General features: G+C 48.6%; 20 protein-coding genes and 1 pseudogene. 12 read left to right on the plus strand and 9 right to left on the minus strand.

Annotated features, from left to right (window positions below):
- Positions 1-119, minus strand: a pseudogene (locus tag BZG80_RS16155) (IS5/IS1182 family transposase); the annotation flags it as partial.
- Between the two features lie 100 nt (positions 120-219).
- Here BZG80_RS16155 and BZG80_RS16285 point away from each other — a divergent pair.
- The 3 genes from BZG80_RS16285 to BZG80_RS13730 all read left to right on the plus strand — a co-directional run bounded on the left by BZG80_RS16285 (position 220) and on the right by BZG80_RS13730 (position 2680).
- Positions 220-336: a TraR/DksA family transcriptional regulator gene (locus tag BZG80_RS16285; protein ID WP_445177066.1), complete on the plus strand. Its 117-nt coding sequence runs from the start codon at positions 220-222 to the stop codon at positions 334-336.
- Between the two features lie 70 nt (positions 337-406).
- Positions 407-1612, plus strand: coding sequence for an MFS transporter (locus tag BZG80_RS13725; protein WP_077679613.1), 1206 nt, complete (start codon positions 407-409; stop codon positions 1610-1612).
- A 216-nt stretch (positions 1613-1828) separates the two neighbouring features.
- Positions 1829-2680 (plus strand): universal stress protein, encoded by an 852-nt coding sequence (locus BZG80_RS13730; protein WP_077679614.1) that lies wholly within the window; start codon positions 1829-1831, stop codon positions 2678-2680.
- A gap of 86 nt (positions 2681-2766) precedes the next feature.
- Here BZG80_RS13730 and BZG80_RS13735 read toward each other — a convergent pair whose 3' ends face one another.
- The 3 genes from BZG80_RS13735 to BZG80_RS13745 form a co-directional block, all read right to left on the minus strand.
- Positions 2767-3315: a hypothetical protein gene (locus BZG80_RS13735; RefSeq protein ID WP_021022772.1), complete on the minus strand. Its 549-nt coding sequence runs from the start codon at positions 3313-3315 to the stop codon at positions 2767-2769.
- Positions 3316-3449: 134 nt separating this feature from the next.
- Positions 3450-3950, minus strand: coding sequence for a response regulator (locus tag BZG80_RS13740; protein ID WP_077676886.1), 501 nt, complete (start codon positions 3948-3950; stop codon positions 3450-3452).
- On the minus strand, positions 3947-5902 hold the full coding sequence (locus tag BZG80_RS13745; RefSeq protein WP_077679615.1) for an ATP-binding protein: 1956 nt from the start codon (positions 5900-5902) through the stop codon (positions 3947-3949). The genes BZG80_RS13740 and BZG80_RS13745 overlap by 4 nt, the downstream gene beginning before the upstream one ends.
- 259 nt (positions 5903-6161) lie before the next feature.
- Between BZG80_RS13745 and BZG80_RS13750 the strand changes: the two genes are divergently transcribed.
- Together BZG80_RS13750 and BZG80_RS13755 are read left to right on the plus strand one after the other, a co-directional pair.
- Complete coding sequence (locus tag BZG80_RS13750) at positions 6162-7448, plus strand: DUF945 family protein (protein ID WP_077679616.1); 1287 nt, start codon at positions 6162-6164, stop codon at positions 7446-7448.
- A 164-nt stretch (positions 7449-7612) separates the two neighbouring features.
- Positions 7613-8353, plus strand: a complete 741-nt coding sequence (locus BZG80_RS13755) for a flagellar brake protein (RefSeq protein ID WP_077679617.1) — start codon at positions 7613-7615, stop codon at positions 8351-8353.
- Positions 8354-8397: 44 nt separating this feature from the next.
- Here the strand turns inward: BZG80_RS13755 and BZG80_RS13760 are convergent, their stop codons facing one another.
- On the minus strand, positions 8398-10029 hold the full coding sequence (locus BZG80_RS13760; protein ID WP_077679618.1) for a VRR-NUC domain-containing protein: 1632 nt from the start codon (positions 10027-10029) through the stop codon (positions 8398-8400).
- A 48-nt stretch (positions 10030-10077) separates the two neighbouring features.
- On the opposite strand from BZG80_RS13760, the gene BZG80_RS13765 reads away from it, so the two are divergent.
- The 3 genes from BZG80_RS13765 (at position 10078) to BZG80_RS15930 (ending at position 15003) form a co-directional block, all read left to right on the plus strand.
- Complete coding sequence (locus tag BZG80_RS13765) at positions 10078-11559, plus strand: bifunctional NUDIX hydrolase/phosphatase PAP2 family protein (protein WP_175993581.1); 1482 nt, start codon at positions 10078-10080, stop codon at positions 11557-11559.
- Between the two features lie 127 nt (positions 11560-11686).
- Positions 11687-14779 (plus strand): D-2-hydroxyglutarate dehydrogenase YdiJ, encoded by a 3093-nt coding sequence (gene ydiJ / locus BZG80_RS13770; RefSeq protein ID WP_077679620.1) that lies wholly within the window; start codon positions 11687-11689, stop codon positions 14777-14779.
- Between the two features lie 68 nt (positions 14780-14847).
- Positions 14848-15003 carry a hypothetical protein gene (locus BZG80_RS15930; RefSeq protein ID WP_021022780.1) on the plus strand — a complete coding sequence of 52 codons (156 nt, stop codon included), beginning with the start codon at positions 14848-14850 and terminating at the stop codon, positions 15001-15003.
- 142 nt (positions 15004-15145) lie between these two features.
- Here BZG80_RS15930 and BZG80_RS13775 read toward each other — a convergent pair whose 3' ends face one another.
- Positions 15146-17236, minus strand: coding sequence for a YgiQ family radical SAM protein (locus BZG80_RS13775; RefSeq protein WP_241824083.1), 2091 nt, complete (start codon positions 17234-17236; stop codon positions 15146-15148).
- 327 nt (positions 17237-17563) lie between these two features.
- Between BZG80_RS13775 and BZG80_RS13780 the strand changes: the two genes are divergently transcribed.
- Positions 17564-18781 (plus strand): MFS transporter, encoded by a 1218-nt coding sequence (locus tag BZG80_RS13780; protein ID WP_077461293.1) that lies wholly within the window; start codon positions 17564-17566, stop codon positions 18779-18781.
- A gap of 85 nt (positions 18782-18866) precedes the next feature.
- Here BZG80_RS13780 and BZG80_RS13785 read toward each other — a convergent pair whose 3' ends face one another.
- Positions 18867-20174: a GGDEF domain-containing protein gene (locus tag BZG80_RS13785; protein ID WP_158011338.1), complete on the minus strand. Its 1308-nt coding sequence runs from the start codon at positions 20172-20174 to the stop codon at positions 18867-18869.
- A gap of 146 nt (positions 20175-20320) precedes the next feature.
- Between BZG80_RS13785 and BZG80_RS13790 the strand changes: the two genes are divergently transcribed.
- Both BZG80_RS13790 and BZG80_RS13795 read left to right on the plus strand, forming a co-directional pair.
- The gene (locus tag BZG80_RS13790; protein WP_077461294.1) at positions 20321-20998 is read left to right on the plus strand and encodes a hypothetical protein; all 678 of its coding nucleotides are present in this window, start codon (positions 20321-20323) and stop codon (positions 20996-20998) included.
- Between the two features lie 171 nt (positions 20999-21169).
- Entirely contained in the window at positions 21170-22753 is a 1584-nt protein-coding gene (locus BZG80_RS13795) for a CHASE domain-containing protein (RefSeq protein WP_077679621.1), read from the plus strand.
- A 101-nt stretch (positions 22754-22854) separates the two neighbouring features.
- Here the strand turns inward: BZG80_RS13795 and BZG80_RS13800 are convergent, their stop codons facing one another.
- Complete coding sequence (locus BZG80_RS13800; RefSeq protein ID WP_021022786.1) at positions 22855-23355, minus strand: META domain-containing protein; 501 nt, start codon at positions 23353-23355, stop codon at positions 22855-22857.
- Positions 23356-23955: 600 nt separating this feature from the next.
- Here BZG80_RS13800 and folE point away from each other — a divergent pair.
- Entirely contained in the window at positions 23956-24612 is a 657-nt protein-coding gene (gene folE / locus BZG80_RS13805) for a GTP cyclohydrolase I FolE (RefSeq protein WP_033379171.1), read from the plus strand.
- Between the two features lie 81 nt (positions 24613-24693).
- Here folE and BZG80_RS13810 read toward each other — a convergent pair whose 3' ends face one another.
- On the minus strand, positions 24694-26247 hold the full coding sequence (locus BZG80_RS13810) for a methyl-accepting chemotaxis protein (protein ID WP_077679622.1): 1554 nt from the start codon (positions 26245-26247) through the stop codon (positions 24694-24696).
- Positions 26248-26322 lie beyond the last annotated feature (75 nt).

A 26322-nucleotide genomic window follows, 5' to 3' on the forward strand; every position in this document is an offset into this window, starting at 1 on the left:
TTTTTGCAGTGCCAGCCCTGGATAGCGGCGTCATCAACCCAAAAGGTAATCGAACCACGGTTAACTAATGCCTGATTGTATTGCTTCCAGTTGCTGATTTTGTACTTGGCTTTGCTCATCATCGGTGACCTGTTTTGAGGCTTTGATGATCTGATCGCCGCTAGAGTGATAAGTTCAATGATTTAGGAAACAACGCCGGTTAGAGCAGCCATTAAGCGGATTGAAGACGAGGACTACGGATATTGTCTCGATTGTGACGAACCGATCAATCCGAAACGCCTCGAATTTGACCCTTGCGCACAACGTTGTGTGGTCTGTGAGGAGAAACAGGCATGAGTATTCGCGTCCTCAAGAAGAACGATTCGTTGAGCTACTTCCAAGTAATTTCAGCCATTAACGGGAATATATGTTAGCGCGATCCTATGCGATTCTAATAAAAAACCAATGGCCATTAATTGCCTTTGGTTTTTTTTCGATTTTCTTTGGCAATATTGGTCAGTCATTTTTTATTAGTTGGTATGGCAGCAGTATTAAAGACGCTCTGTTACTGAGTGATGCGACTTATGGTGGCATCTATGCGGTTGCGACTATGACCAGTAGTGTACTTGTAATTACCTTCGGTGGTGTCGTTGATCGTATTCGTGTCGATAAACTGTTGGTCTTTTTTTCGATATTACTTACGACAGCTTGTCTGTTGATGTATTCGGTAGACAGCATCATCGGGTTATTGATTGTCTTCTTTTTACTACGCTTTTGTGGTCAAGGTTTTTTACCTCATATTGCACAAGCAACCGTGATTAAGCGTGCTGAACAAGATAAAGGGAAAGCGATTAGCCTCGTCGGCAGCGGAGTTGCCCTCGGAGAAGTTGTTTTACCGTCTCTGCTAATTGCGCTTATCGCATTTTTAGGCTGGCGGGAAAGTTGGTTATTTATCGCTGCAGCTACCTTGTTTGTCTTTCTACCTTTTATTTTGTTTTTGGTTAAAAAAGCCGATCTTAAACAGCCTTACTCTGGCGCTAGTAATGCCAGTAACGCGAGTGATGCAAGCCGTAGGCATGTGATCAAAGATTGGCGCTTTTGGATGATTATACCTCTGGCGCTAATCACGCCTTTTCTTGTCACGGGGGTTTTTATTCAGCAAGATTTTATTTTAGACGCAAAGCATTGGGCCCCCAGTGTATTGGCGGGAAGTTTCGTATTCTATGGCGCTGTGCATTGGTTAAGTTCGGTTGTGTCTGGCAACCTCATTGATAAATATAGATCTAGAAATGTTCTCATCCTCATACCTATCCCGCTTATTCTTGGCTTGATAGTGATTGCTAACGTCCACCATCCGATTGCTGCACCTCTTTTTATGTGTTTGTTTGGCTTGGCGATTGGGGCAACCAACCCGGTTATTAATACGTTATGGGCCGAAATGTATGGTGTCTCTCATATTGGTGCCATTCGCTCACTGGTAACTGGCATGATGATTCTTTCGACGGCGCTGGCACCTTGGATCTTCGGCGTCATGATCGATATCGGTTGGACCCTTGATGAGGTTGCTTATGCGCTTATCGGACTTATCTTTTCTTTTTCGCTATTGCTCGTACCAGTATATCCACGTATTTGAATATTCAGTGACAGAAAAGGAGAGTAATGCCATGAATCAGTTAAACAAGTGCGAGTAAACATGGTGGCGGGATCAATTTTTTACCGATTTACGCTTTACGAGACGCGTGTGTCTGTCACTATCAATGGCATAGTAGCAAATATGATAAAAGGTTGATCGTTGTCAGCAAATGATTGAGTGAATGGGCAGCGATATTCAACAAAGAGGAGAGAAGGTTTGGAGCAACGGATCCTAGCATGCGTCGATGGCCCGCATTATTCAAAGCCAGTGGCAGCGTTGAGCATTTGGGCGGCAAGCCGTCTGTCTGTACCCTTAACACTACTCCATGTGCTGGATAAATCGTCTCGCCAGCCGGAGCCTGAACTATCCGGTAACTTAGCTGCAGGCAGTCGAGAACAACTATTACAAGAATTGGTTGAGCTAGATGGTCAGCGCGCTAAGCTCGAAATGAAGCATGGGAAAGTGCTACTTTCTGAGCTGGCAGACGACGCCAAAGCGAAAGGTTTGGGTGATGTTAGCACCTTGCAACGTCATGGCAACCTGGTTGAAACCTTGCTTGAGCTGGAAGCGCAAACGCGTGTCTTGGTGCTGGGAAAATCTGGTGAAGTACATCAAAGTGATGCTAGAGCCATCGGTTCACAACTTGAAAGTGTCGTGCGTTCTATTAAGGCACACACGCTGATTGCTAATGGTGAGTTCTCGGCACCTGACAGTTATTTGCTCGCATTTGACGGCAGTGACATCAGCGAAAAGCTGGTGGAGAAGGCGCTCGTCACCCCATTATTAGCGGGAATGACTTGTCACTTAGTGATGGTAGAAGATTCGCAAGAGAAATTGGCTGCTTTTAAACGGGCGGCTGAGCGATTGCAAGCGGCAGGCGTCAATGTCGTGCAAGCGCAACTCACGGGTGAGGTACACCGAGCTATCTTAGATTATCAAGCGTCAAATCAAGTGGGTATGATTGTGATGGGGGCGTACGGGCATTCAAAACTACGTCAGTTCTTTGTCGGAAGTAACACCACCAAGCTGCTGATTGAATCGACGGTACCCATGTTATTGATTCGCTGAGGGCTGGGCAGAAGCGAACCTTCGTCACTGACAGAAAAATAAAAACCCGCATCAAAGCGGGTTTTTTGATCTTGGCTGTATGGCTATTAGTACTTAAAGCGTGTCGTAAACATAAACTGGTCGCCATACCACTCGTTAACTCGGTATGCCGCGCCTAACGAGAACAGTTCGGTTGCGTGGAATCGACCGTAAGCAGAGCCAAACGTATCTTCTTCATCATCCACGGTGAGTAGACCGATTTCACCGCCCACTTCAACTTGTGGCCCCAACCATTGGCGAATACCAAGATTGATTTCTAAACCCACATCGCTGTTGAAGTTCTCTTTATTGACGCCGCGCGCAAGCAATTCACCGGTCAAGTCTGCCCAGTTATTGATCGGTGCATGAAAACCAATCCCTGCAGCGGTATCCCAATCCGAATCAAACTCGGTATCTGCTTCAACACGAATGTGCGCATTAGGGTGAATAGACATGCTAAATCCTGCACCATAGGTGAGGGGGCTAACACCGACACGTCCTTCCAAGTAATCGTAACTAAAATTACTCATGGTGGTGAGGTTGGCGTCTTCTTCATTGGCCACGGCGCTGAAAGAAGCCAACGCGACAATCGCGCTAGCTAAAAGAGATTTACGCATTATCAATTCCACTTGTTATTGGTGTTGAAATCATTCTATAAGACGATTGCGCGCTGAAACAAGCACATCCGCCCGTCATTTAGGCTTTTTTACGCATTTCTGACCCAATGCGCGGTTATGGCAATAAATTGGGACTATTCGCCGTCCATATTCCATTTGTTGCGGTTAATCGCCTCCACGACACGCGGGGTATCGAGTACGCTAGCCCAAGGGAACAAATTGGGTTCGTGAGCAACCACATAGCTGGTTAACTGATCGGTCACCACGCTCACTAAGGTGTCTTTCTGCCACGGTTTTGCGAGATAATAGTGCAAACTGGCATGATTCACCGCTGATACTGTATCTTCCAGCCCTGCTTGACCCGTGAGTAAGACCTTACGTGCCGAAGCGGTTTGAGGCTGATTAGCCAGCTCAATGAGAAAATCGACGCCTAATTCACCTGGCATAATGTGATCACACAAGATAAGTGCCAGTTGTGTTCCTTCCGTGGCCATATCGCGAATCACATCGCGTGCCTCGGAAACGGACTCGGCGGCTTCGACCTCAAAGTGATCGGTAAAACCTTGCAAATCGTCTATCACGCTATCGAGGACATCGCGTTCATCATCCACACATAAAATTAAATATTGGCTCATGCTTGTGGCTCCTTATTGGCAGAGGCGGGGAGTGCTATGGGCAAGGTGACTGTCATCGTGGTGCCGTTCCCGAGTTGGGAGCGGACCTGAATATCCCCCCCTTGCTGATGAACAATGGTTTGACACATGGTCAGGCCAATACCCAAACCAAAATGCCCCTCGCGCTTGGTGGTGTAGTTTAACGCGAACATTTTTTCTTGCTGTTCTTGCGTCATTCCTATCCCCGTATCCGTCACCGATACTTGAATCATGCCAGATGCTTGATCGTTAAGGGTTTTAACTGTCACGGTAAGTGTGCCCGGCTCTGGCATCGCATCCAGTGCGTTGGCAATAAGGTTGGTCCAAACCTGTGCCAAAGCTGATGGCTGAGTGATAATGTCAGGCACCCAGTCATAGTACTTTTCTAATTGGTGCGGTTTGAGTCGGTGTTCGAATAACGTCAGGGTGTCATCAATGCTTTCAATAATATGAGTACGCTGGCGCTGTTCGCTGTCTTGGCGCGCATAGGTGCGTAAGCTTTTGACGAGATCGGCGATCCGACCTGCACATACATGATTAGAGCGTAATAGGCGACCACAACGGGCGTATTGCTTCCAAGTCGCCAATTCAGTGTCAAAATGTGATCCCAAACGTTGTTGCCAGTTGGTCACCGTATCTTGTTGATACAGGCCAATATTCACCAGGTCTCGTGCCGTGCGTTTATTCCCGGTCATTTCACTTAACGTACGTGTATGTGTTCGCGCGGTGGCGGTTGATAGCGGGGTGCTGTCGCGGTTGTTTTGCAAAAGGGTAAGGGCTTGTTCGCGGCTGGCAGCATCAAGGGGCGTTTTTGCGACGTGCTCTAAAGCGTCGGCAAGTGCGTCGCTATTACGTAAAATCGCGGAAACAGGGTTATTGAGTTCATGTGCGACACCGGCGACCAGCTGGCCCAGGAGCGCCATTTTTTCTTTTTCTAACAACTGGCGATTGGCCTCATCCAGCGAAGCGAGTGTTTGCTGTAGCTGGATTTCGGTATCAATGCTGCGCTTTAAGCGTTGGTTAAAATGCAATAGTAGGTATTGAATAAACAGGGGTAACAGCTCTGAGCGGCTGGTCATTATTTTGCTAAATAGCGTATGGTCGATTTTGATCACCCGGGTGCGAGTGAGTGTGCGCCCAGTCGAGAAAGAGGCCTCGCCAGTGACAAACGACATGCTACCAATCAAACTGCCGGCAGAGAGGGTAGAGACATGGTGCACTTGCCCTTTATCATCGGTTTTATAGAGCCCAACGTCGCCTTCGGCAATAAACCATAAAAATGCGTTATCTTGGTTTTCTTTCGTGAGTACATGGTTGGCGCTGTAGGTTCGGCAGGCACGGCTTTCGTCATTGCCGTCAAAAAAGGCATAAAGGCCAGCAATCACTCGGTCGGCAATGTCTGCTTTATTGCTTTCGGCTGGCGCGAGCAATTGTGACTGAAATTGGTTAATCTCACGTTCGACTTGCGCATCCAGTAAGGTGCGATGATCCAGCACTTCGCTATAACGCAATAGATCGTGTTGGCAATGCCGCAAGACATAGGTTGTGAGTTCTTTCTCTGCGACCCGCCGTAATTCATCTGCTCGCCACGGCTTGTGCATGCAATAATTTAACCGGCCCTCATTGACTGCCTGCAAAATGACATCGTACTGCGGCGCTTCGCTGAGCAAAATAGTACGCGCCCCTTTACTGGCGGCATGGTTGTCAACGTTGACTAATAAATCAATGCCATCATTGTTCCCAGGCGCGTTATGACAAATCAATAACGCCACCTGTTGCTCGTTCGCTTTCAAATCATTTAACAACGCATAGGCATCGTCAGGGGTATCAGTACTGCATAGATCAAAGACATCGCGAAACGGCGCGAGGTCGTGAGAGAGCTTTTCCACCGCGAGAGGGTCTTGGTCAATGCACAATATCACATAAGGGTTCATACACTCTGCCGATTTGTCGCGAATTCGCTTTGATTATAGGCATTTATTCGCTTCAATGATGCGAAATAGTCGACATTCATGAACATATCCTGCTAAACCTCGCAACCTTAATGCGCGCGCCCATCGTGACCTATTCGATGGATAGACAAATGATGCTTGCTGACTGACTTAAACCTGTATCTCAATCTATTAGTATATTATCGTCAGCGTCCATTTTTGGTTACACTAATGGTTTTCGTGTCCTTGGAGCAAAAAAGACATGTTTTTAGGAAAGTATGGCGCCATTGCCGGCGGCCTTGCGGTGGTTGCATGTTGGCCATTTGCAACGGGTCAAATTGCACACTCAATGTATGAGCGTGAAGTGGATCAACGCACAACCGCAGATTTTACGCTCGAGGAACAGAGCTATGAGCGAGGCTACTTAAGCTCACAAGCGGTTACGCGTGTCCAGTTTAAGGGCGAGAGTAAAGCATTATTGGAGCAGTCAGGGTTACCGGTTGCCTACGAGATCACATCAGAGATATCTCACGGTGTATTGGGGGTCTCGTCGAGCAATACCTTGGTAATGACCCCAGAGCTACAACAAATTACTCAAAAGGTATGGCCAGGTAATCCGACACCGGTTCGCTTAGACCTTGATACGCTGCTGACCGGCGCCTCTGACTATCATCTGACGGTGGCGCCTTTCTCGCTTTCGGAGTCAAACAGCAATCTAACCGCAAGTGAACTGAGTGTTAAAGGCGAGATTGACCGCAAAGGACGCGGTAAAGCAACCTTCTCACTGCCTGCTCTCGCCTTTTATGATGATAATGGTCAGCAGTTGAAAGTTGATACCATCACAGGGAGCGGCCAAGGTTATCTGCAAGAGGGATTATGGATTGGTAATCAGTCGCTCTCTATTGAGCAAGCGCAGCTAGATAACGGCAATGGTCAATCGGTCCAACTTGCTCAGGTTGCGCTTGAAATTGGCAATGAGCTGGTTGAATCGGCGTCAGCGCGGTCGCTGAATAATACCAATCAACTAACCGTTGGTGAGATAACGTTGCCAGATCAAACCCGTTGGCGCAACTTGGTGGTAGCGTTAGATGCTAACCACCTTGATTATACGGCTATGTCTCAGATCGCATTGCTATCGTCACAGTGGCAAGAGGGCCCGGCGCCGGGAAGTGCGTCTGCGATGGAACAAGCCGTTGTGGATTTGTTGCAGTCGGGGTTATCGGTTAATTTGTCGCCGGCAAGCCTGACGCTTCCAGAAGGGGACGTTAGCGTTGATATGCGCCTTGAGCTAAGCGGTGGCGACGCCACGGGTGAGTTTGGCCTGAATCAGCTGGTGAGTCAGTTGTCTGGCAATCTGGATGTGGCGGTACCAAACGTGTTGCTTTCACGCTCGCCATGGCGAGAAAAAGTCAGTAACTTATCCAGTGCGGGGTTTGTCACGCAGTCGGAAAAAACAACCACGCTTACCGCCCGGATTGAAGGTAATCAAGTGGTTGGATCGAGCGGCAATACGGTACCTTTAATGCAGTTTGTTATGTACCTGCTGTAGCCAACGGCTGTTATCGTTAACGTGTAATAGCTTGATGTGTTGACAGCTTGACGTGTCAACAGCTGGACGTGCCAATAACGCATTACGTGCGCGTCATGGCTTCCAAGTGGTAACGGGGATTGAATTTGCCGTTACCTTTGTTCTCTTAACCGCAAGAATTTAGAATGATGCAGTCTTTGCCTCAGCTTAAGGCTAAAAAATATAGAACCGTAAGAGAAGACACCGTCATTGGTCTGCGAGCCGTGGCATTCATGAAACACGGAACGACCACCCAGGTACAAATTAAAACCCCGGTGGGGCAAACATATCGCTCTGACTGTACCTTTATCGGTTTTGATGGCGAAAAACGGTTGTTCTTTTCTCTGCCCACGGAAAACCTCAATCAGGTTAATCAATTTTTTATTGAAGGTTATCGCCTCGCCGTGGATGCCGTTTCTGATGAGGGTGAGGGCGCGAAAGTACGGTTTGCATCCAAAATTTCCACCGTACTCAAAGCGCCCGTTAATTTGGTGGTGGTTGAGTTACCACAGCAAGCCAAATTGATTCAACAGCGCAAAGATAATCGTTATGAATTAAATGTGAAAGGTGAAGTTCCTCTAGGTAGTCGTCGTTTGTCGGTCAATCTTACCGATATTTCTGCAGGTGGCTGTGGGTTTAGTTTTGATGCTATAGCGCCCGTTTTTGAAAAGCACCATCAAATCGCGATACAAATCCAAGCGCCCGATAGCGACGATTGCTTTGTATTAAGCGGGCAAGTGGAAAACCGTCAGCAAAAATGGGGCATGCAACGCTACGGCGTATCGTTTGACCGCGGTGGCCTTAAACACTGTGAAGCCTTGATTAAACGACTTGTTTACGATGGCTCGCACTACATCTTTAATCCTCATGCTGAAGACACTAAGTGACAACGTCACATACATTGGTCGTTTCTATTGACGATTAGACCTGACTAGCTGTTTGACGTAGCTGAAGTGACATAGACCACTTTGGCACAAATGCCATTCTGGTGAAAAAACTGAAGCCAGCGGCTTTGATGAGGCTGCAACACATCTCCTGGGCCTTTCACTTCTACCCATTGATAAGCGTCGCCTCGACACATAAACAAATCGGGGTGACCGCGTCGATTATGGCGTCGATCGAACAAAATACGCTTAAAACACGCGCTTAGCTGTGTGTCGCTGAGGGCGTGTAAGGCGGCGTCAAGCAGCGGCCATTCAATCACAGACCAGTTGACCCAATCATTACTGAGCCCCTGTTTTTGTTGATAGTGTCGTGCTATCCAATCGCGTGCTTGATTAATGTTTGCCAAGCGCGCATGAATTTGGGGTTGTCTTTTGGTGACAAAGTCGTCGCTATACAGGTCGCGCGGGCCACGTTGAAATGGATTCACAAAGGCGCCACTGATGGGTAAAAATAGAATGTCCCAAAAAAAGAGCCCGAACAGCGCATTCAGCAAACTGTTTTCGCTATACCATACTTGCCAGCCTTGGCATCGATAATACGCCGCAACGTCCCATTCCACCCGATGTTCAAGGGGGAGTGTCAATGTCTCACTATCCACAATGGCAGGATTGACTGAGTTTGTCGGCACCAAACGGGCATGCTCTCGGAGGGGCTTTTTTTTGGCGATACGACAGGCGACGTCATATTCTTCCTCATCGTGAGGCGCGTCGAGCATGGCCGCAATGATGCGTGATGCGTCATCAATATAACCTTGTTTAATCAACATGCGAGCTTGTCGCTCGCGGCTTGGCGGTTGCGTGGTGGTTTGGTAAAGCAATGTGGCAGAAGGGAAGTCATCGTGGCGCTCAAACTCACGTGCAATACGATTAACTAAGCGTTGCCGTTTGCGCTCAAGTGGCGGCCACTCAAACGGCTGAGGAAGGCGTGATTGTAGCGCAAGAATCAACGCTGGACGCTTGGCTTTCTTTGCTTGCCAAACCGTGTCGGTAAGCGCAGACAAGTGCAGCCAATCATCAATGTGTTGGCGGTGTTGAAACAAACGCTCAGACTGACTAACAGGATACGATTCAAATTGCTGAATACCGAGCTCGGCGACGACAAATTGGCTCAAATCTTGGCGTGAATTACCAAAATACAATAACAACAAGACGGGGAGTAGGTCCGGTTGGTGGCAGACGACTAGCGCGTAGGGACTGATGAGCGGATCGTCATAGGTGTCAGTGATCGCTGTTTGCCACTGTGTCTTACTCGCACTTTTCGCTAAGGCCACCGCTGGAAACGCATCGATCAATTGCGCCTTACTCAGTAGGTTAAATAAGACGTCAGCGGGAGCAGTATCGGTGATGCTGACAAATCCGTTATCGGCCAAGTTGTGGAGCAGTGGCCTGGTGTCTCCGAGCTCGGGATAGATCAGTTTGTCGGCTAAGAAGTAATCATGGCGGCGCATCAATAAACGGACCAGCAAACATTGGGCTTTGAAGCTAAGCTGTTGAAAGCAGGTAAGCCAAGCCCGTTCTTTGCCTGTGAGCAGATCCCAGTCACGTTCAGACACTAAACCGATCAAGCTTTGAAAGTTATGATGGTAATAATAGGGGCTGAGAGGGTCTGGCTGTGTCATTCTTTTTCCTTATCTTTTATCAGGACAGGTGCATTCAGGAGCCGCCGAATGAAATGGAGTATCGCTGTACTATTGTCAGTATTTAGTTGGTGGGTGTCGAGTTATGCCTTAGCACAAGGTGACGATACGTTTTCAACGGAGCAAGGGATCGCAGGGGTCGCCTGTGTGATTACCGATCCTGCTGGGCGACTACTGTTGATAAAAGATAGAGTCACCGGGCGATATGGTTTACCCGGTGGACGAGTGAATTTGACTGAATCACCGACCCGAGCCCTGGCGCGTGAAGTGTTTGAAGAAACGGCTCTTCGCGTCAATGTGGGGAAGGTCGCTCACAAAGATAAACGTGGGGTATTGTTTGCTTGCCAAAGCCAAACGCCGCTACCGGTTGTCTCGAACGCCAATGGCACAGGCGTGTTGCCGGTTTGGCAGGCGCTGCACTTTGGATCTGAAATCGATAAAGCCTTGTTAATACCGCCTGCACAGGCAGGCGACTATCGCTATCGATTTAAAGATCGCGGTGAGTTGCTTTGGTCTCTGGCGGCAAAAACGCCTAGCAGTGATGTCGCTGCTTTAGCGGATTTTAGTGCCCTAGCGCCTGCCTTTTACGTAAGTCAGTATGGCCTCGTCTCTGGCCTACAAACGGTGGTCGCGCACTTGGGCGATGTCGCGAGCGCGATGACTAAATACTTATTCAGACTGATCAACATCTTAGGAGAAATTGCATTTTACGTTGCCTTGGTACCACTATTTCTTATTTTTCGTGGCCATAAATCGGCGCTGTCGCTGCTTTTTCTTTTGATCAGTGCGGCGACTGTCTCTATCACGTTAAAAACAGGATTTGCGATGCCAAGACCGTTTTACCTATGGCCTGACTTGCAAATCGGTAAGGCAGATGGCTTTACGGTACCAAGCGGTCACACCTTATTAGCGGCAGCCGTTGTCACCGCCTGGTACCTAAAGCGTCGTGATACGCATGGACAGGCATATGGGTCGTTAGTGCTTGCTTTGGCGGTGATGATTTTGATGGGGCTCAACCGCATGTATTTGGGCGTTCACTTTGCTAGTGATGTGGTGATTGGCGCCTTAGTGGGAAGCAGCCTAGCCTGGGCAACCGTGAAAATAGATGCAGTGACCATAGGGAAAGATCGACCGCTACTGACCACCGGTCGGCTGTGGCTATTGGTCTGTGCGTTGCTAGCATTATTGGCGTTAGCATTAAAGTTACCCGATCTGCTCTACTTAGCCGCATTAAGCGCTGGGATATATACCGGTCAGGTCTGGCACAAGCTTTTCCCCAGTCATAAACCGGCCGCGAGCATGATGGGAAAACTATTGACCTTGGCCTGGATTTTCTTGGGGGTCGCTGGGCTGCTTCTGGCCGCTTGGGGCGTGGTGCAGGTGACGGGAATGAGTTGGATTGTCTTGATCGTTGTATCCATGGCAGCGTGGAGTTTAGGGCCTTGGGTTTTGATTGCGAGCCCAGAGCTTGCGAGATGGTCAAGCACTCGGCTCGGTTGGCGGGAATGGTGATAAGGATTTAAGGATTGACTCGCGAAGGATTTACCCTGTGATCGCTTTGGCTGTGCCAAGAGTTAAGGTAAAGTAGGCGCATAACTAAAATTGCACCAGGCATGGTGATACTCGCACAGGAACCGCAATGATACCGGCAATACACCCACAGGCGGGCTTGTCGTCCGCCGTCGTTGATTTTCTTACCGCTTTGCAAGACGCGGGTTTTCAGGGCGATATCGAATCGACCTACGCAAGCCGTCTGGCGGTAGCGACGGATAACAGTGTGTACCAAGCACTGCCTCAAGCCGTTCTTTTCCCGTCGTCGGTTGATGATCTGCGCATCATTGGTGAGACCGTTCAAGCCCCACCTTTCAGTGACATTAAGTTTTCGCCACGCGGCGGCGGCACAGGAACTAATGGTCAGTCACTGACCCAACATGTGGTGGTGGATATCTCCCGTCATATGAACCAGGTTTTAGAGGTCAACCCTGAACAAGGGTGGGTGCGTGTTCAAGCTGGGGTGATTAAAGATCAGCTCAATGATGTATTGCGTCCGTATGGCTACTTTTTCTCGCCGGATTTATCGACCAGTAATCGCGCCACGATCGGTGGGATGATCAATACCGATGCATCGGGGCAGGGGTCGTTACGTTACGGCAAAACATCGGATCATGTGCTCGGCTTAAAAGCTGTATTGATTGATGGCAGTGTGTTGGAGACCCAACCGCTTAAGCCGGAGCCGCTCAAGCAAGCGATGGCGCGAGGTGATTTAGCCGGACGTGCTCTGGAAACCGTGTCGTCCGTATGTCGCGAACATCGTGATCTGATCACCGACACCTTTCCGCCACTCAACCGATTTTTGACTGGGTATGATCTTAAACATGTTTACGATCAAACAGTAACGGAATTCGATATTGGCCGTGTGCTCTGTGGCGCCGAGGGGTCTTTAGCCTTCATCGCCGAAGCCAAGCTCAATATTACGCCCATTCCAAGTGTACGCACCTTGGTAAATATTAAATATGACAGCTTCGATTCAGCGTTGCGTAATGCGCCCATGATGGTAGAAGCTAAGGCGCTTTCAGTTGAAACCATTGATGCTAAAGTCCTTGATTTAGCGCGTAATGATATTGTGTGGCATACCGTCAGTGATCTGCTGGAGGATGTGCCGGGTAAGGTCATGCACGGCATTAATATGGTCGAGTTTGCTGGCAATGATGCCGACGACATTGAGGCACAAATTACGACCCTGTGTGAGCAACTCGATCGCTTGATAGCGAAACAGCAAAAAGGCGTGATTGGTTATCAGATCTGCCGTGATCTGGCGTCGATCAATAAAATCTATGCCATGCGCAAAAAATCGGTTGGATTACTGGGCGCGACGAAAGGCAAGGCCAAACCTGTTGCCTTCACCGAAGACACCTGTGTGCCACCAGAAAACTTGGCGGACTTTATCAGTGAGTTCCGCGCATTACTCGATAGCCATCATCTGCACTATGGCATGTTTGGCCATGTTGATGCAGGGGTATTGCATGTGCGCCCCGCGCTTGACTTGTGCGATCCCGAACAAGAGCGGGTGATGAAAACCATTTCTGATCAGGTCGTGGCACTGGTGGCGAAATACGGCGGATTGATGTGGGGCGAACACGGTAAAGGCTATCGCTCTGAGTACGGTCCCGCCTTTTTTGGTGAGACCTTGTTCATGCAATTACGTCGGGTAAAAGCGGCCTTTGATCCGCAAAACAGGATGAATCCTGGAAAGATTTGTACCCCGATTCACAGCGACGATGCTTTGGTGCAGGTTGATGATACCAAGCGTGGTTTTTATGACCGCCAGATCCCGGTTGAGGTTAGAGATAGCTTTAAAGGCGCGATGGAATGCAATGGCAACGGGTTGTGCTTTAACTATGATACGTCGTCACCCATGTGTCCGTCGATGAAAGTCAGTTATGACCGTCGGCACTCACCTAAAGGCCGGGCAGGGATTGTGCGCGAGTGGTTACGTTTGCTCGCGGAGCAGGGCGTTGATCCGTTGGATGTCGAGCAAGCACTCATGACGCAATCTCCCTCAGTCCGTGAAATGATGGCGAAATTCGGGCGTTACTTTATCCGCCAAAAAGAGGCGGATGACTTTAGCCATGAGGTCATGGAAGCGATGAGTGGCTGCCTGGCGTGTAAAGCGTGCGCCAGTCAGTGTCCGATTAAAGTCGATGTCCCCAGCTTTCGTTCCCGGTTTATGCAGTTGTACTACAGCCGTTATCCGCGTCCGATTAAAGATCATCTGGTCGCAAATATTGAAAGCTTGCTGCCATTAATGGCTAAAGCGCCTAGGTTAGTCAATGCCGCAACCCAACCCCAGTGGGCACAAGGGTTAACAGCCAAACTCATTGGTTACACCGATACACCCGCTTTATCGGTGCCGACATTGGCCCAGGCATTGGCAGGCGATCATGCCCTCAAATTTGATCTCGAGTGGCTACAAGCCTTGTCCACGCAAGAGCGTGAAAACTATGTGTTGATCGTGCAAGACCCGTTTACCAGTTTTTATGAAGCGCCACTGATTCACGACTTGATCAAGTTGATCCGCCGACTGGGAAAAGTGCCGATGCTGATTCCCTTTAAGCCCAACGGTAAAGCACAACACGTAAAAGGTTTTCTACGACGTTTTGCCCAAACCGCGCGTAATACCGCTGGCTTTTTAAATCAGCTAGCGGCGCTGAATATTCCGATGGTGGGTGTCGATCCTGCTTTAGTGCTGTGTTACCGCGATGAATATCAAGAGGCGCTGGGCCGTTATCGTGGTGATTTTAACGTCCTACTGAGCCATGAGTGGTTAACGAATGTGGTACCTAGCCTACCAGCAAAGGCTGAGCATACGTCCGAGCCTTGGTACTTATTTGGTCATTGCACAGAAAAAACGCAGTTACCTCATGCAGAGCAACAGTGGGTTGATTTATTCGCCCATTTTGGCGCAGAGCTTAAACCCGTTTCTGTAGGATGCTGTGGCATGGCGGGTACCTATGGCCATGAAGCCGATAAGCGCGATACCTCAGAAGCCATCTATGATTTAAGTTGGTCACCTAAACTGGCTGACTTACCTAAAGAGCGGGTTGTCGCAACTGGGTATTCGTGCCGTAGCCAAGTGAAGCGATTTAGTGAGACACCGCTGTTGCATCCACTGCAGGTATTATTGCGACTTGCGCATACGCGCACTGATCTTGCGCGCTCTGGCAACGTATAAATTAAAGGATTGCACCTGTGGTTATTTCGCGTACAGTAAAATAAAGAGCTAAAAGCTAAGGCAAACAAATGCTTAAAACAGTTGTTATTATCTTGCTAGTTTTACTCGGTATTACCGCTGCGCAATACTTGGAAGAGAGCACGCAGAAAAAAATTGCTTGGGTCATTGGGGCCATTGCATGCGTGCTGGCATTGGGCGTCATCGTTATGGAGCTTATCCGTTAGCCAAGGCCGTAATCACCATCGCTTATATTGGCCTAACGCCGACACGTTATCGTAAACGCCCCATTGTTGGGGCGTTTTGCTTTCTATTTTCTGTTCTTTGTCTTTTGTCCTTGAGCCGTATAGTGACGTTTGACTACAAATCTTAAGTCCGTTTATCTCGACGCTTAGCGTTGGAACCCGCTTGTTTATGTGTCTTCGGTTTGTGCCTGTTAGGCTGGCGGATATCGGGCTGCTTTGGATGCTTAGTGGCAAAGCGCTGAGTGCCGTGACGCCCTGAGCGACGTTGGCGACCTGTTGTCGCTACGCTATCTTCTGTGGGGACTAAGCATTTCGGGCCGTTACCAATTAAATGTTTTTTACCCATCGAGACCAACGCCTCACGGATCAGTGGCCAGTTCGCCGGATCGTGATAACGCAATAAGGCTTTATGTAAGCGACGTTGGCGCTCTCCTTTGGCGACGGTCAGTGCTTCGCGTTTTTTATAACGCACCTTTTTGAGTGGATTGGTCTCTGAGTGATACATCGCTGTGGCGTTACACATTGGCGATGGGTAAAAGTTTTGCACTTGGTCGCACTCAAAGTCATTCTCTTTCAGCCAGCACGCCAGGTGCACCATATCCTCGTCGGTACAGCCAGGATGAGCGGCAATAAAGTAGGGAATTAAATACTGCTTTTTCCCCGCTTCTTTACTGTATTTCTCAAACAAGGCTTTAAATCGATCGTACGCCCCCATGCCAGGCTTCATCATCAGATCGAGGGTGTTTTTCTCGGTGTGCTCGGGCGCGATTTTGAGGTATCCACCGACATGATGCGTGACCAGCTCTTTGACATATTCTGGAGATTCGATCGCGAGATCGTAACGTACGCCTGAAGCGATCAGCACCTTCTTAATCCCTTCGACTTGACGGGCTTTACGATAGAGATCGATGGTATGACGGTGATCAGTATTGAGCTTGTCACAAATTTTTGGGAAAACGCATGACGGACGACGACAGTTTCGCTCAGCTTTCGGATCGGCACAGCCTAAGCGATACATGTTGGCTGTCGGTCCACCTAAATCTGAAATGGTACCTGTAAAGCCGGGCACTTTATCGCGGATATCATTAAGTTCTTCAATGATCGACGCTTGCGAGCGATTTTGAATAATCCGGCCTTCATGCTCGGTAATTGAACAGAACGAACAGCCACCAAAACAGCCGCGCATGATATTCACCGATGTTTTAATCATATCGTAAGCCGGGATCTTAGCTTGGCCGTATTGCGGATGCGGCACGCGGGCGTAAGGTAAGCCAAAAACGTAATCCATTTCTTCTGTGGTCAGCGGCACCGGAGGGGGATTAATCCAAAGCAGTTGGTCACCATGCTGTTGCGCGAGCGCACGTGCAGAGTAGGGATTCGCCTCTAAATGCATCACTCGACTGGCATGCGCATATAAAATCCGGTCGTTTTTGAGTTTTTCAAACGAGGGTAAGCGAACAAAGGTGTTTTTGGCATCGTGGCGAGAAGGGCGAATACTAATCGGTTTCGCCGCGTCAGGTTCCGTTTTTTTGCTGGTCTCGCACTGGGTCTCAGTGGCATAAGGGTTAGGCATCGTCATTGCTTTACCCGGCTTATCGATGCGGGTTGAGTCTACTTCTGCCATTCCCTCAGGCGGTGACTTCATCATTACGGCTGTGCCCGCGATACGCGTCATATTGGCCAATGAATCTCCGCGTGACAAGCGGTGTGCAACGTCAATCAATGCACGTTCCGCGTTACCAAATAATAAGATATCGGCTTTTGCATCACACAACACAGAGCGACGAACTTTGTCTGACCAATAATCGTAGTGAGCCAGGCGGCGTAAACTTGCTTCAATGCCTCCGAGCACGATGGGTGTCTGTTTGTAAGCTTCTCGACAACGTTGAGAATACACCAAGACAGCACGATCAGGTCTTTTACCCCCCTCATTATTCGGGGTGTAAGCATCATCATGGCGCAGTTTACGATCCGCTGTGTAGCGATTGATCATCGAGTCCATGTTACCCGCGGTGACACCAAAAAACAGGTTAGGCTCACCGAGTGCCATAAAGTCTTCTTTAGTTTGCCAATTGGGTTGCGAAATGATCCCGACTCGAAAGCCTTGTGCTTCTAAGGTGCGTCCAATCACGGCCATACCAAAACTGGGGTGATCGACATAGGCATCGCCCGTGACAATGATGATGTCACAGCTGTCCCAACCAAGAATATCCATCTCTTCTCGGCTGGTTGGCAAAAAAGGCGCAGGCCCGAAGCAAGCGGCCCAGTAGGGGGTATAGTCGTATATAGCAGTCGGTGTCACGTCTTTGTCTCTTGGTCTGCCGCGCGTGTGAGCAAATGATTTGCAGTCATGCGCCAAAGCGGGCGATTAATTGGCCGGCGATTTTAGCGATATTCCTGCATAGAGTATAGGGGCAATATGTGATGTTCGGCATTGTGACGCACTAATAGCTGACAATGAAACTAACTTAACGTGAATCTATTTTATTACGCACATTGCCGTTGCTAGTATAGGGTCATCTGACTAAACGGTGAGGTTGTCATGATTGAGCTTGGCTCATCACGTTATCGGCTGACGGCATTTGCACTTGCGTTCGGCTCTTTTCTGATTTTTTGTAACCTTTACTTGTTCCAACCGATGTTGCCTGTGTTTGCAGCCAGTGATGGGATCAGTGAAACGCGTGCGAACTGGTTGCTTGCGGCGGCAACGCTAGGGTTATCCTTTTCCTTAGTGCCTTGGGCGGTGCTCTCTGAACGTATTGGGCGTCGGCCTGTGATGCTGACCAGCTTATGGATGCTGCCGCTTGTTGGGCTTGCGATGGCGAGTACCTCATCATTTTGGATGATTGTTCTGCTGCGCGCGTTGATGGGCTTGTCTCTTGGTGGATTCGCGGCGGTGGCGGTCGCTTACATGGCCGAAGAGTTTTCTCCCAAGGCGTTAGCGATCGCCGTGGGCAGTTACATCAGTGCTAATTCACTGGGTGGCATTTCTGGTCGCGTTGCTGGTGGCATAATGACCGATTGGTGGGGCTGGCATGGTGCGGTCCTCGCCATGGCGGCCTTCACACTGGCGGGAGTGATGATCGTGACAAAATTGCTGCCTCGTCAACGCTATTTCTCCCCAGGTAGAACATCGTTGCTCACCCATTCACGTGGGGTCTTGTCGCATTTACGTACGCCAAGTTTGTGGATAGCCATGCTTATTGGTGGGGTAAACTTTGCATTGTTTGTTAATTTATTTTCGGTCACCGCCTTTCGACTTGTAGCGCCTCCTTATCAGTTACCGGTAAGCTTGGTGTCATCGGTATTTGTTTGTTATCTCGCCGGTACGGTGACATCACGGCTCAGTGGCCGGTGGGTGCTCAAGTATGGTGCAATCAGAGGCATGGCCTTTGGCACCTTGGTGGCGATGCTAGGCGTATTAGTGACATTAAGTCATGATATACCTTGGATAGTTATTGGGTTGTTGGTGGTTAGCGGTGGGGCTTTTTTCACTCACTCTTTAGCTTATGGGTGGGTGAGCCGCCAAGCTGCACAAGGCAAAGCAACCGCAACGGCTTTGTATTTGGTACATTATTATGTCGGTGGCAGTCTTGGCGGCTTTTATCTCATCGCGGCTTGGCAGCATTATGCATGGTTCGGCGTGGTCATTGCCGCATTAGCGTTGGGACTGGTTTTATTAGGTTTGGTGTTTGGGTTATCCCGGGTGGTGAGTCGAAGCCGCGCTCGCAAAATACACCAGCAAACGGCGGCCCCATGAGCACGGCCTCGTATCATACTGAGCCATGAGCTTGCCGTACGATGGGCTTATGGCATAAACGCCGTCGACTCACCGTGCGGCTGATTTAAAGTGATGCTTCGGTCGGCATATCAATGTTGTCGCGGCTCACTGAATTTCGTGCATCAACACTGGTTTGATGACCCGGTTGGTAGGCACGGACACAATTTCGTCCTTCGGCTTTGGCTTGGTAAAGCGCACTGTCCGCTCGTTCAATCAATGATGAGAGTGTGTCACCGGGTTGAAAGGTGGAGATACCAATCGACGCGGTCACCTTGAGCGGCGTTCGGCTTTCATCAATTGGCACATCCATACTTTCGACTTCTTCGAGTAATCGGTTAGCGATTTGTGCCGTGACCTCACCACTGCATTTAGGTAAGAATACGATAAACTCTTCGCCACCAAAACGACCAAAGATGTCAGATTTTCTTAGTCGCTCTTGCACTGTACGGGTAAACGACTGTAAAACAACGTCGCCAGCGTAATGGCCCCATTTGTCATTAATGCGTTTAAATTTATCCAAATCAAGCAACAACACAGAAAAGGGAGAATGTCGTTCCTCGCTCACGGCGAGTGCGCGCATTGCCAGTTGAAGCAGCATTCGGCGATTATAGATCCCGGTGAGCGGATCGAGTGTCGCCTGGCGATAAAGGCGCAAAATCATATGTAATTGCGAAAGCTGTGACCAGACCACCATGAAGGCAATCACTGTCTGTAACCAGTATGAGGCAATATTGTCGGGACTGGTCATGGTGCCACCGAACGAATCCACCCAGAGATGGCAAGCTAAAGTAATTGTCATTAACGATAAACTTTCGCGCATGGTGAGCGGAAAGATAGTGAGCATGACTATCTGAATGATCGGCAATAGCGTGTAGCTATAGGAAAACGCGGTGTTCTCCGTAGGGAAATGAAGGGTGTGGCTGGCAGAGAAATAAAAGGCGTTGGTGGCAATCACCATCGCGACGAGACCGAGTTTAGCCGATTTTAGATTGTTAGCTCGACTCACTGCGTAACCAATCGTTATCAGCATCCCACCTAATAGCAAGCGTTGCAATGAGAGTTGGGCGGCGGCGGTAGTGTCCGATAGGAATAGAAAATCAGCGACAGACCAAGCGATCGTGAGCCCAGCCCAAACGTAACACAGTACACATAAGCGACTGCGCAGATAGGTACTACGCGTGTTATTAAAACTGTTGGCGTGTTTTTTTGCACTCCAAAGTTCAAAAAATGATATTTGGAGCTTATAAATAATGTGCCCTAAGGTCTCACTCATCATTGCACCCATTGTCCTTTCCGTTTGTGCAAAGGTTCCCGCTGCTCGCGCCACTTTGTTATTATCGCGTCGTGCGGTCATGTTATTTTTATCTGTCATAAAGGTTGGTATAAGTGTACAAACATGCCAGTTTATTGGCGGTTTTGAGTCTGTTTCGTGCATTCAATGTGATCGATGGCGCTTTTTAATGTAATCAGTTCAATAGTTGACTCTTTTTTAATGCTTTATGTAAGGTAATTTTTGTTATGTACGTGTTACTTGTTCCCGCGATCGTGTCTGCTGTTTTGGGGGCACAACTCGTGTTGTCGTTAGCCCTTTTGAAGGGCGATATTTGCCCCGGCCAGCGAGGGCGTTTTCATCATGCTTTTTGGGTGCCGACTTTTGCTTGGTTGATCTTGGTTCCATCTAGTTTTTTCGCCATCTTACCCTTCTTAACGTTAGGGATATTTGCGTTTCGATCAAAAACGGGCAAAACACGTCGGTCAGGCCCCATTCCTTTGTTGTATGTCGCAAATTTATTGGGCGTTGTTACATGGATTACCATACTGATGGCTGAGGGTGGGCTACTGGTTGTCGCCGGGGTATTACAGCTGGTGTTACTTGGTGCAAGCTTGGGGCATGGTCTATTAGTGCGTGCGCGTTCACGTTTGCAGGCTTTTGACACGTTATTACCACTGGCAAGTGTGATGGCGTTTATGGGACTGATGGTGTTTGTCGCAAGCGTGGCGGCGTTAAGTCATTCAGATATCGCACCTAGCCAGATTAATGCGTTTGTTGCCGGGGCTGGGTTTGGCTTGTTGGCTCTCGCTGCGCAAATTTGGCACTTAATAAAGCGAATTAAGCCCACATTGTGGCGTATAAATGCAGGTGTCTTGTTTATGTTTGCAGCCGTTACTTGTCTCAACTCAGTTGTCATGGGGTAAATGTAGCCTGCATGCCAAGATAGTGTTAAAAAATTGATCGTTTATAGTCTTGCCCACTACGCTTACAAGATAAGTGGGTTATAACGCCCCCTCGTTTATCGCGTAGGTAACATGTTTATCGCGCAGCTAGCATATTTATTGCGTAGGTAATATAGGGTAAGGATAGTAATAATGCCTCGGCGTGCATGGAGTATCATCATCATAACGGCGCTTATTGGCGTAGGGTTTGCGGCATTCACGGCGCATCTACTCTATCAAAAAGAGCAAGAAGCCATTCGTAAAGAGCTGCACAAGGATGTTAATAATGCGGCAATGGCGCTGGCGCGCGAGGTCAACCTGGGTCTTGAACTGCTTTATGCGGTTAAGAATCACTTCGATGCTGGGCATCGCTTAAACGCCCGCAATTTTCAGCCTCTAACCTCTGGGGTATTAAAGCGTCATCCTAGTTTCAAATCGATCGAGTGGGCCGATATTGTCATGCATCATCAACGCCGACATTACACACAAGGTATGACAGCGGCTCAGCCTGATCGAACAAGCTTCAATATTGTTGAACTCAACGATCAGAGCCAGTTAGTACCCGCCTCTCGCCGTGATATGTATTTTCCCCTTAGATTTACCTCAGGTAACAATCAATCAGACGCTGTGATGGGTTATGATTTGGGCTCAACACCCATCACACGCCAGGCACTTAAAACCAGCTTTAATACTGGTGTGCCAGTGGCTACGCCTGCCACGACCATTGAACGGGCGTATGGTGATGTGCGTGGCTTTTTACTCATTATGCCGATCCTCGTCGATCCCGAACAACTAGCAGGGGATGATACCCAGGATTTGCGTGGATTTTTAGTGGCAGTGATCGATGTAGAAACCCTGGTCAATCTTGCGATAAAAACCGTGATGAATGACGGTATCAATTACACCCTAATTGATACCACCGATCCTAATTATCGCCAAGTGTTGCATACCCATCGTGTTGAACTGGCACAAATGAAGGATTCGCTGGCACAACAGCCCGCTGAACCCATTTTATTTGCCGGACGAGAGTGGGAGTTGGTGGGCTATCCCACAGTCAGTTACATGCAACAAAGACAAAGCTGGGTGCCAATGTGGACGTTTTTGATCGGTAGTGGCATCTTTTTTGTGATTTGTTATCTGCTCTATCGCCTGCAGGCACGGGCGTACAGTGTTCAAGTCCAAGTCGAGCAAAAAACACATGCGCTCAAAGATGCGAATAGCCGATTAGAATCAATGACCAAATGTGATGGGTTGACGGGGTTATATAACCGAACCCAATTTGAGCAAGCATTAGAGCGCGAAATCCAGCGCTCGGTCCGTGATGAAACACCCCTGAGCTTAATGCTGGTCGAAATCCAGCACCTATCTAATTACAACAGCCAATACGGTCGGGTTGCGGGTGATCAGTTGATCCGCCAAGTGGCACAAGCCATTGATGATATGCTTAAACGACCAGGCGATCTCGTCTGTCGTTACACGGGAAGTCAATTTATTGCGATATTGCCTCGCACTGAGGGGGCCTCGCGATTAGGTGAAGAATGCGTCACCGCGGTTAAACGGCTTCAGATACCTTTTGAGGACGAACCGGAGAGTCGGGTTGCTGTGTTTGTAGGCGGCGTCACCGTGACTGAGCAAAAAGAAATGACGGCTTCAAGACTATGCGCTTATGGCGAAATAGGCTTGACGCGAGCGAAAGCTGATGTCGATAAAGGTTGGCATTGGATGGTGGTGTCGTGAAAAAGCGAGCGGTAACAAGTACCGCCCTCTAGGATAACTCATCGGCTTTTACGTTCACGAGCCGGTCTTTAAGATCAGGAATCGATCTTTGAGATATAGAGTTAATATTTCTCGCCCTTGTTGAAGCGTGAATTTACCGCTGGGCTCTTAAGTAACGGATCATCTGTCGCCTTGGATGAGTTAACTGGGGTAAAGACTAAGGTGTGCGCATCATTACTGAGTAACAATGTGTTATTGCGCACGCTAGCGTCGCTCCATTGACCCAACACTTGGCTCATGGTTTGTTCTAACGCCATTGCGTTTTCCGCGCAAGCCATTCTCGTACTGGCCATACGATCAATCTTGAAGCGATTATTGTCGAGTTCCGCCTTACCAAAGTAACGGTTACAGCCGGTATAGCCGTTGACTTCCATATCCTTATTGACGTTTAACGTTGGGGAGCCTTCCGCACTGATAGCCTGTTGATCAATCATGGTCAGTTGCCATTGCTGAGCAACGCCAGAGGTTGTGACCTCGTTTTTAGCATTGTTCGCATCATTGCTACTGCTACAGGCGGTGACGCCAGCAGCAAGCATGACCGCCATCAATACGTGTCTCTTCATAATGACTCCTTAGTCACTAACGGTGGGTGTTAATTCAAGCGTAGTTAACTTAATAACAAATATGCCAATAAAAAATTGGCTTTATGTCAAGATAATGTCTTTTTTGGTGGGAGATAAAAAAAGTCCCCGGTAGAGGGGACAAGATATACCATCGCGTGTTTATTATTATTGAAATAACCTCACTAGGGAGGTGTCTTTTGCCAGCATAATTGCTAAGCAGGAGAGTGCTGCGGTCGATTTGGATATCAACTTTCGACTGTGATTCGAATGCGTCAACGATACGATACAATCTGCAAACGATATCAAACAAAAATGACAGTTTGATTTCATTGATATGATGGTGTTTGAGATAGAGAAAGGGGTGTGATCTTAAGCAAGTTTGCATCTGGCCTAAGGTAAATCGAATGGATGTTCACGATGCTTGACAAAAATGAACTGCCGAGATTAGGCAATCCGACGCCAGCGGATAAATCCACAGTCTCCGCGAGGTGTATTTTTGGCATATTAACGTTATGCTTCTATTTAATGACAACACTGATCTGATAGCGACTACAGTGTGTAAGTAAAAGAACGGCTTAAGGCATACCTAAAAAGGAATCCATCATGGCATTAAGCGATGCTGCAAAAAAAGTTCAGGAAGCTCTGCTCGCGCGTGGGATCGAAACCCCAATGACAACAGCATCAAAGATGTCTTCTGAAGAACGAAAAGAAAAAATCGAGTTTCACATGCGTGAAATTCTGCAGTCGATCGACTTGGATCTTACCGATGATAGTTTGGCAGAAACACCAGCGCGTATTGCCAAAATGTATGTCGATGAGATTTTTTCCGGACTCGATTACTCACAGTTTCCCAAAGTAACCATGATTGATAATAAAATGGGATGTGATGAGATGGTTCGGGTAAAAGATATTTCTGTGACTAGCACCTGTGAGCATCACCTTGTAACCATTGACGGTCGTGCGACTGTGGCGTATCTGCCCGACAATAAAGTGGTTGGCTTGTCTAAGATTAATCGCATTGTACGATTTTTTGCCCAGCGTCCGCAGGTCCAGGAGCGGTTGACTCGTCAAATTTTAGTCGCGTTACAAACGCTGCTAGAGACCGACAATGTCGCGGTACGTATCGAAGCGACACACTATTGCGTCAAATCACGCGGGGTGATGGACGCGAACAGTGAAACGACCACAACGGCGTTAGGGGGCCAGTTTAAGAAAAATGCAGCGACACGCGCTGAGTTCTTGCACGGCATCCAATAATAAAAGCGCCAGATGGCGCTTTTATTTGCACTGCTTGGCTTTTATTCGCGCTGCTTAGCTAGTATTTGAAGCGCTCAGCGATTATTCGAACTGCCTAGCGATGTCATGGAACTGGCGTACTTTATCGCGAAGTTGGCTGCTTGCCTCTGAGACATCATTTACTTCATTGAGGTTCTGCTGAGAAACGGACTCTATGCTATGTATGTCGCGACTAATATCAGTAAATGTCTCTAGTTGCGCTTGCGCGGAATGATGCGTCTCATTCGTTCTTCCCACCACATCTTCGATGGCCGTCGCGACAGCATGTAAGCTTGAAATACTGTTAGACGTGGTATCAACACACTGCTGTGTTTGTTCATGGCTTTCATGGATCTGAGTTTGCCAATGTGCAATCGTGTTGTGCATCTCTTGTATTGACGCTTGAATTTGTTCGGTTGCACTTTGAGTGCGGCTGGAAAGTGCACGCACTTCATCGGCGACAACGGCGAACCCGCGACCCTGCTCACCGGCTCGTGCTGCTTCAATGGCCGCGTTTAACGCGAGCAAATTGGTTTGTTCAGCAATGCCACTGATTTCACTCATCGATTCGGTCACACGCTCAGCAGTAGCCGATAGCTGTTGGGTTGCCGTGAGCGAGTGTTCAGATTGCTGGGAAAGCGCTTTTAATTGTTCCCCGGTCTGTTGTAACCAGGATTCAGTTTCTTGGCTCTGCTGCTGCACAGACTGAAGCAGTTCAACGCTTTGTTGCGCATTGTCAGATACCTTATTCGCCGATTCCGAGGCATGGTCAATATTGCTAGCAATCGACGAAATCTGATCGCTTTGCTTGTTAATCGCATCGGAGACGCGTTTCGACAAGGCGCTTAATTCGTCCGAAAACTGGTTCAACGACAGGGAAGCATCGAGCATACGACCCAGAATGGTGCGAATTCGGGCATTAAGTAGCTTAACCTTATAATCAACGACCGAACTTAGCCCTGTGCCCGAATAAATATAGCGACTAATACTGTCGTAGTCCGTTTGAAAGCGGCGGCTAAGCGTAGGCAGGGTAAAAAGCTCATCGCGAAAAATCGTCCCCAGTATCAATGGCATCGCAATGGCGCCGGCAATATCCCATCCGGAAATCACGCGATCAAAGATCAGGGAAATGGGCGCGGCGGCTAAACCGATTGCCATTAAACCCCGTTTTACGCCTGTGGGCAGGTCTGCAATCGAAAAGTGTTTAAGCGATTTCCCTGCTTTTTCTGCCGCACAGAGCTTTTGGTAAACCTGTGCCGCGCGATGCTTCACTGTGGGATCAGGCTTAACACGTACGGACTGATAGCCCATGACTTGGCCCCGATCATAAATCGGCGTAACATACGCATCGACCCAATAATAATCACCGTTTTTACAGCGGTTTTTGACAATTCCCCGCCACGGTTGATTGGCCTTAAGGTTACGCCACATATCCGCGAACGCCGCTTTCGGCATATCGGCATGACGAATAATATTATGGGGTACCCCCGTCAGCTCATTGTCTTCATAACCCGCAATACGAATGAATTCCGGATTACAATAAGTAATGACGCCGCGCTTATCAGTGGTCGAGACGAGGCGTTCATCGTCACCAAATACAACTTCATTATTACTCATAGGGTTTATCTTTTTGGTCACAGTTCATAAAAAACCTGGTTGGTTTTAGTGTAGCGGCTATGGCTTGTTATTAAT

The organism is Salinivibrio sp. MA440 (assembly GCF_001996265.1).
GTDB lineage: Bacteria > Pseudomonadota > Gammaproteobacteria > Enterobacterales > Vibrionaceae > Salinivibrio > Salinivibrio costicola.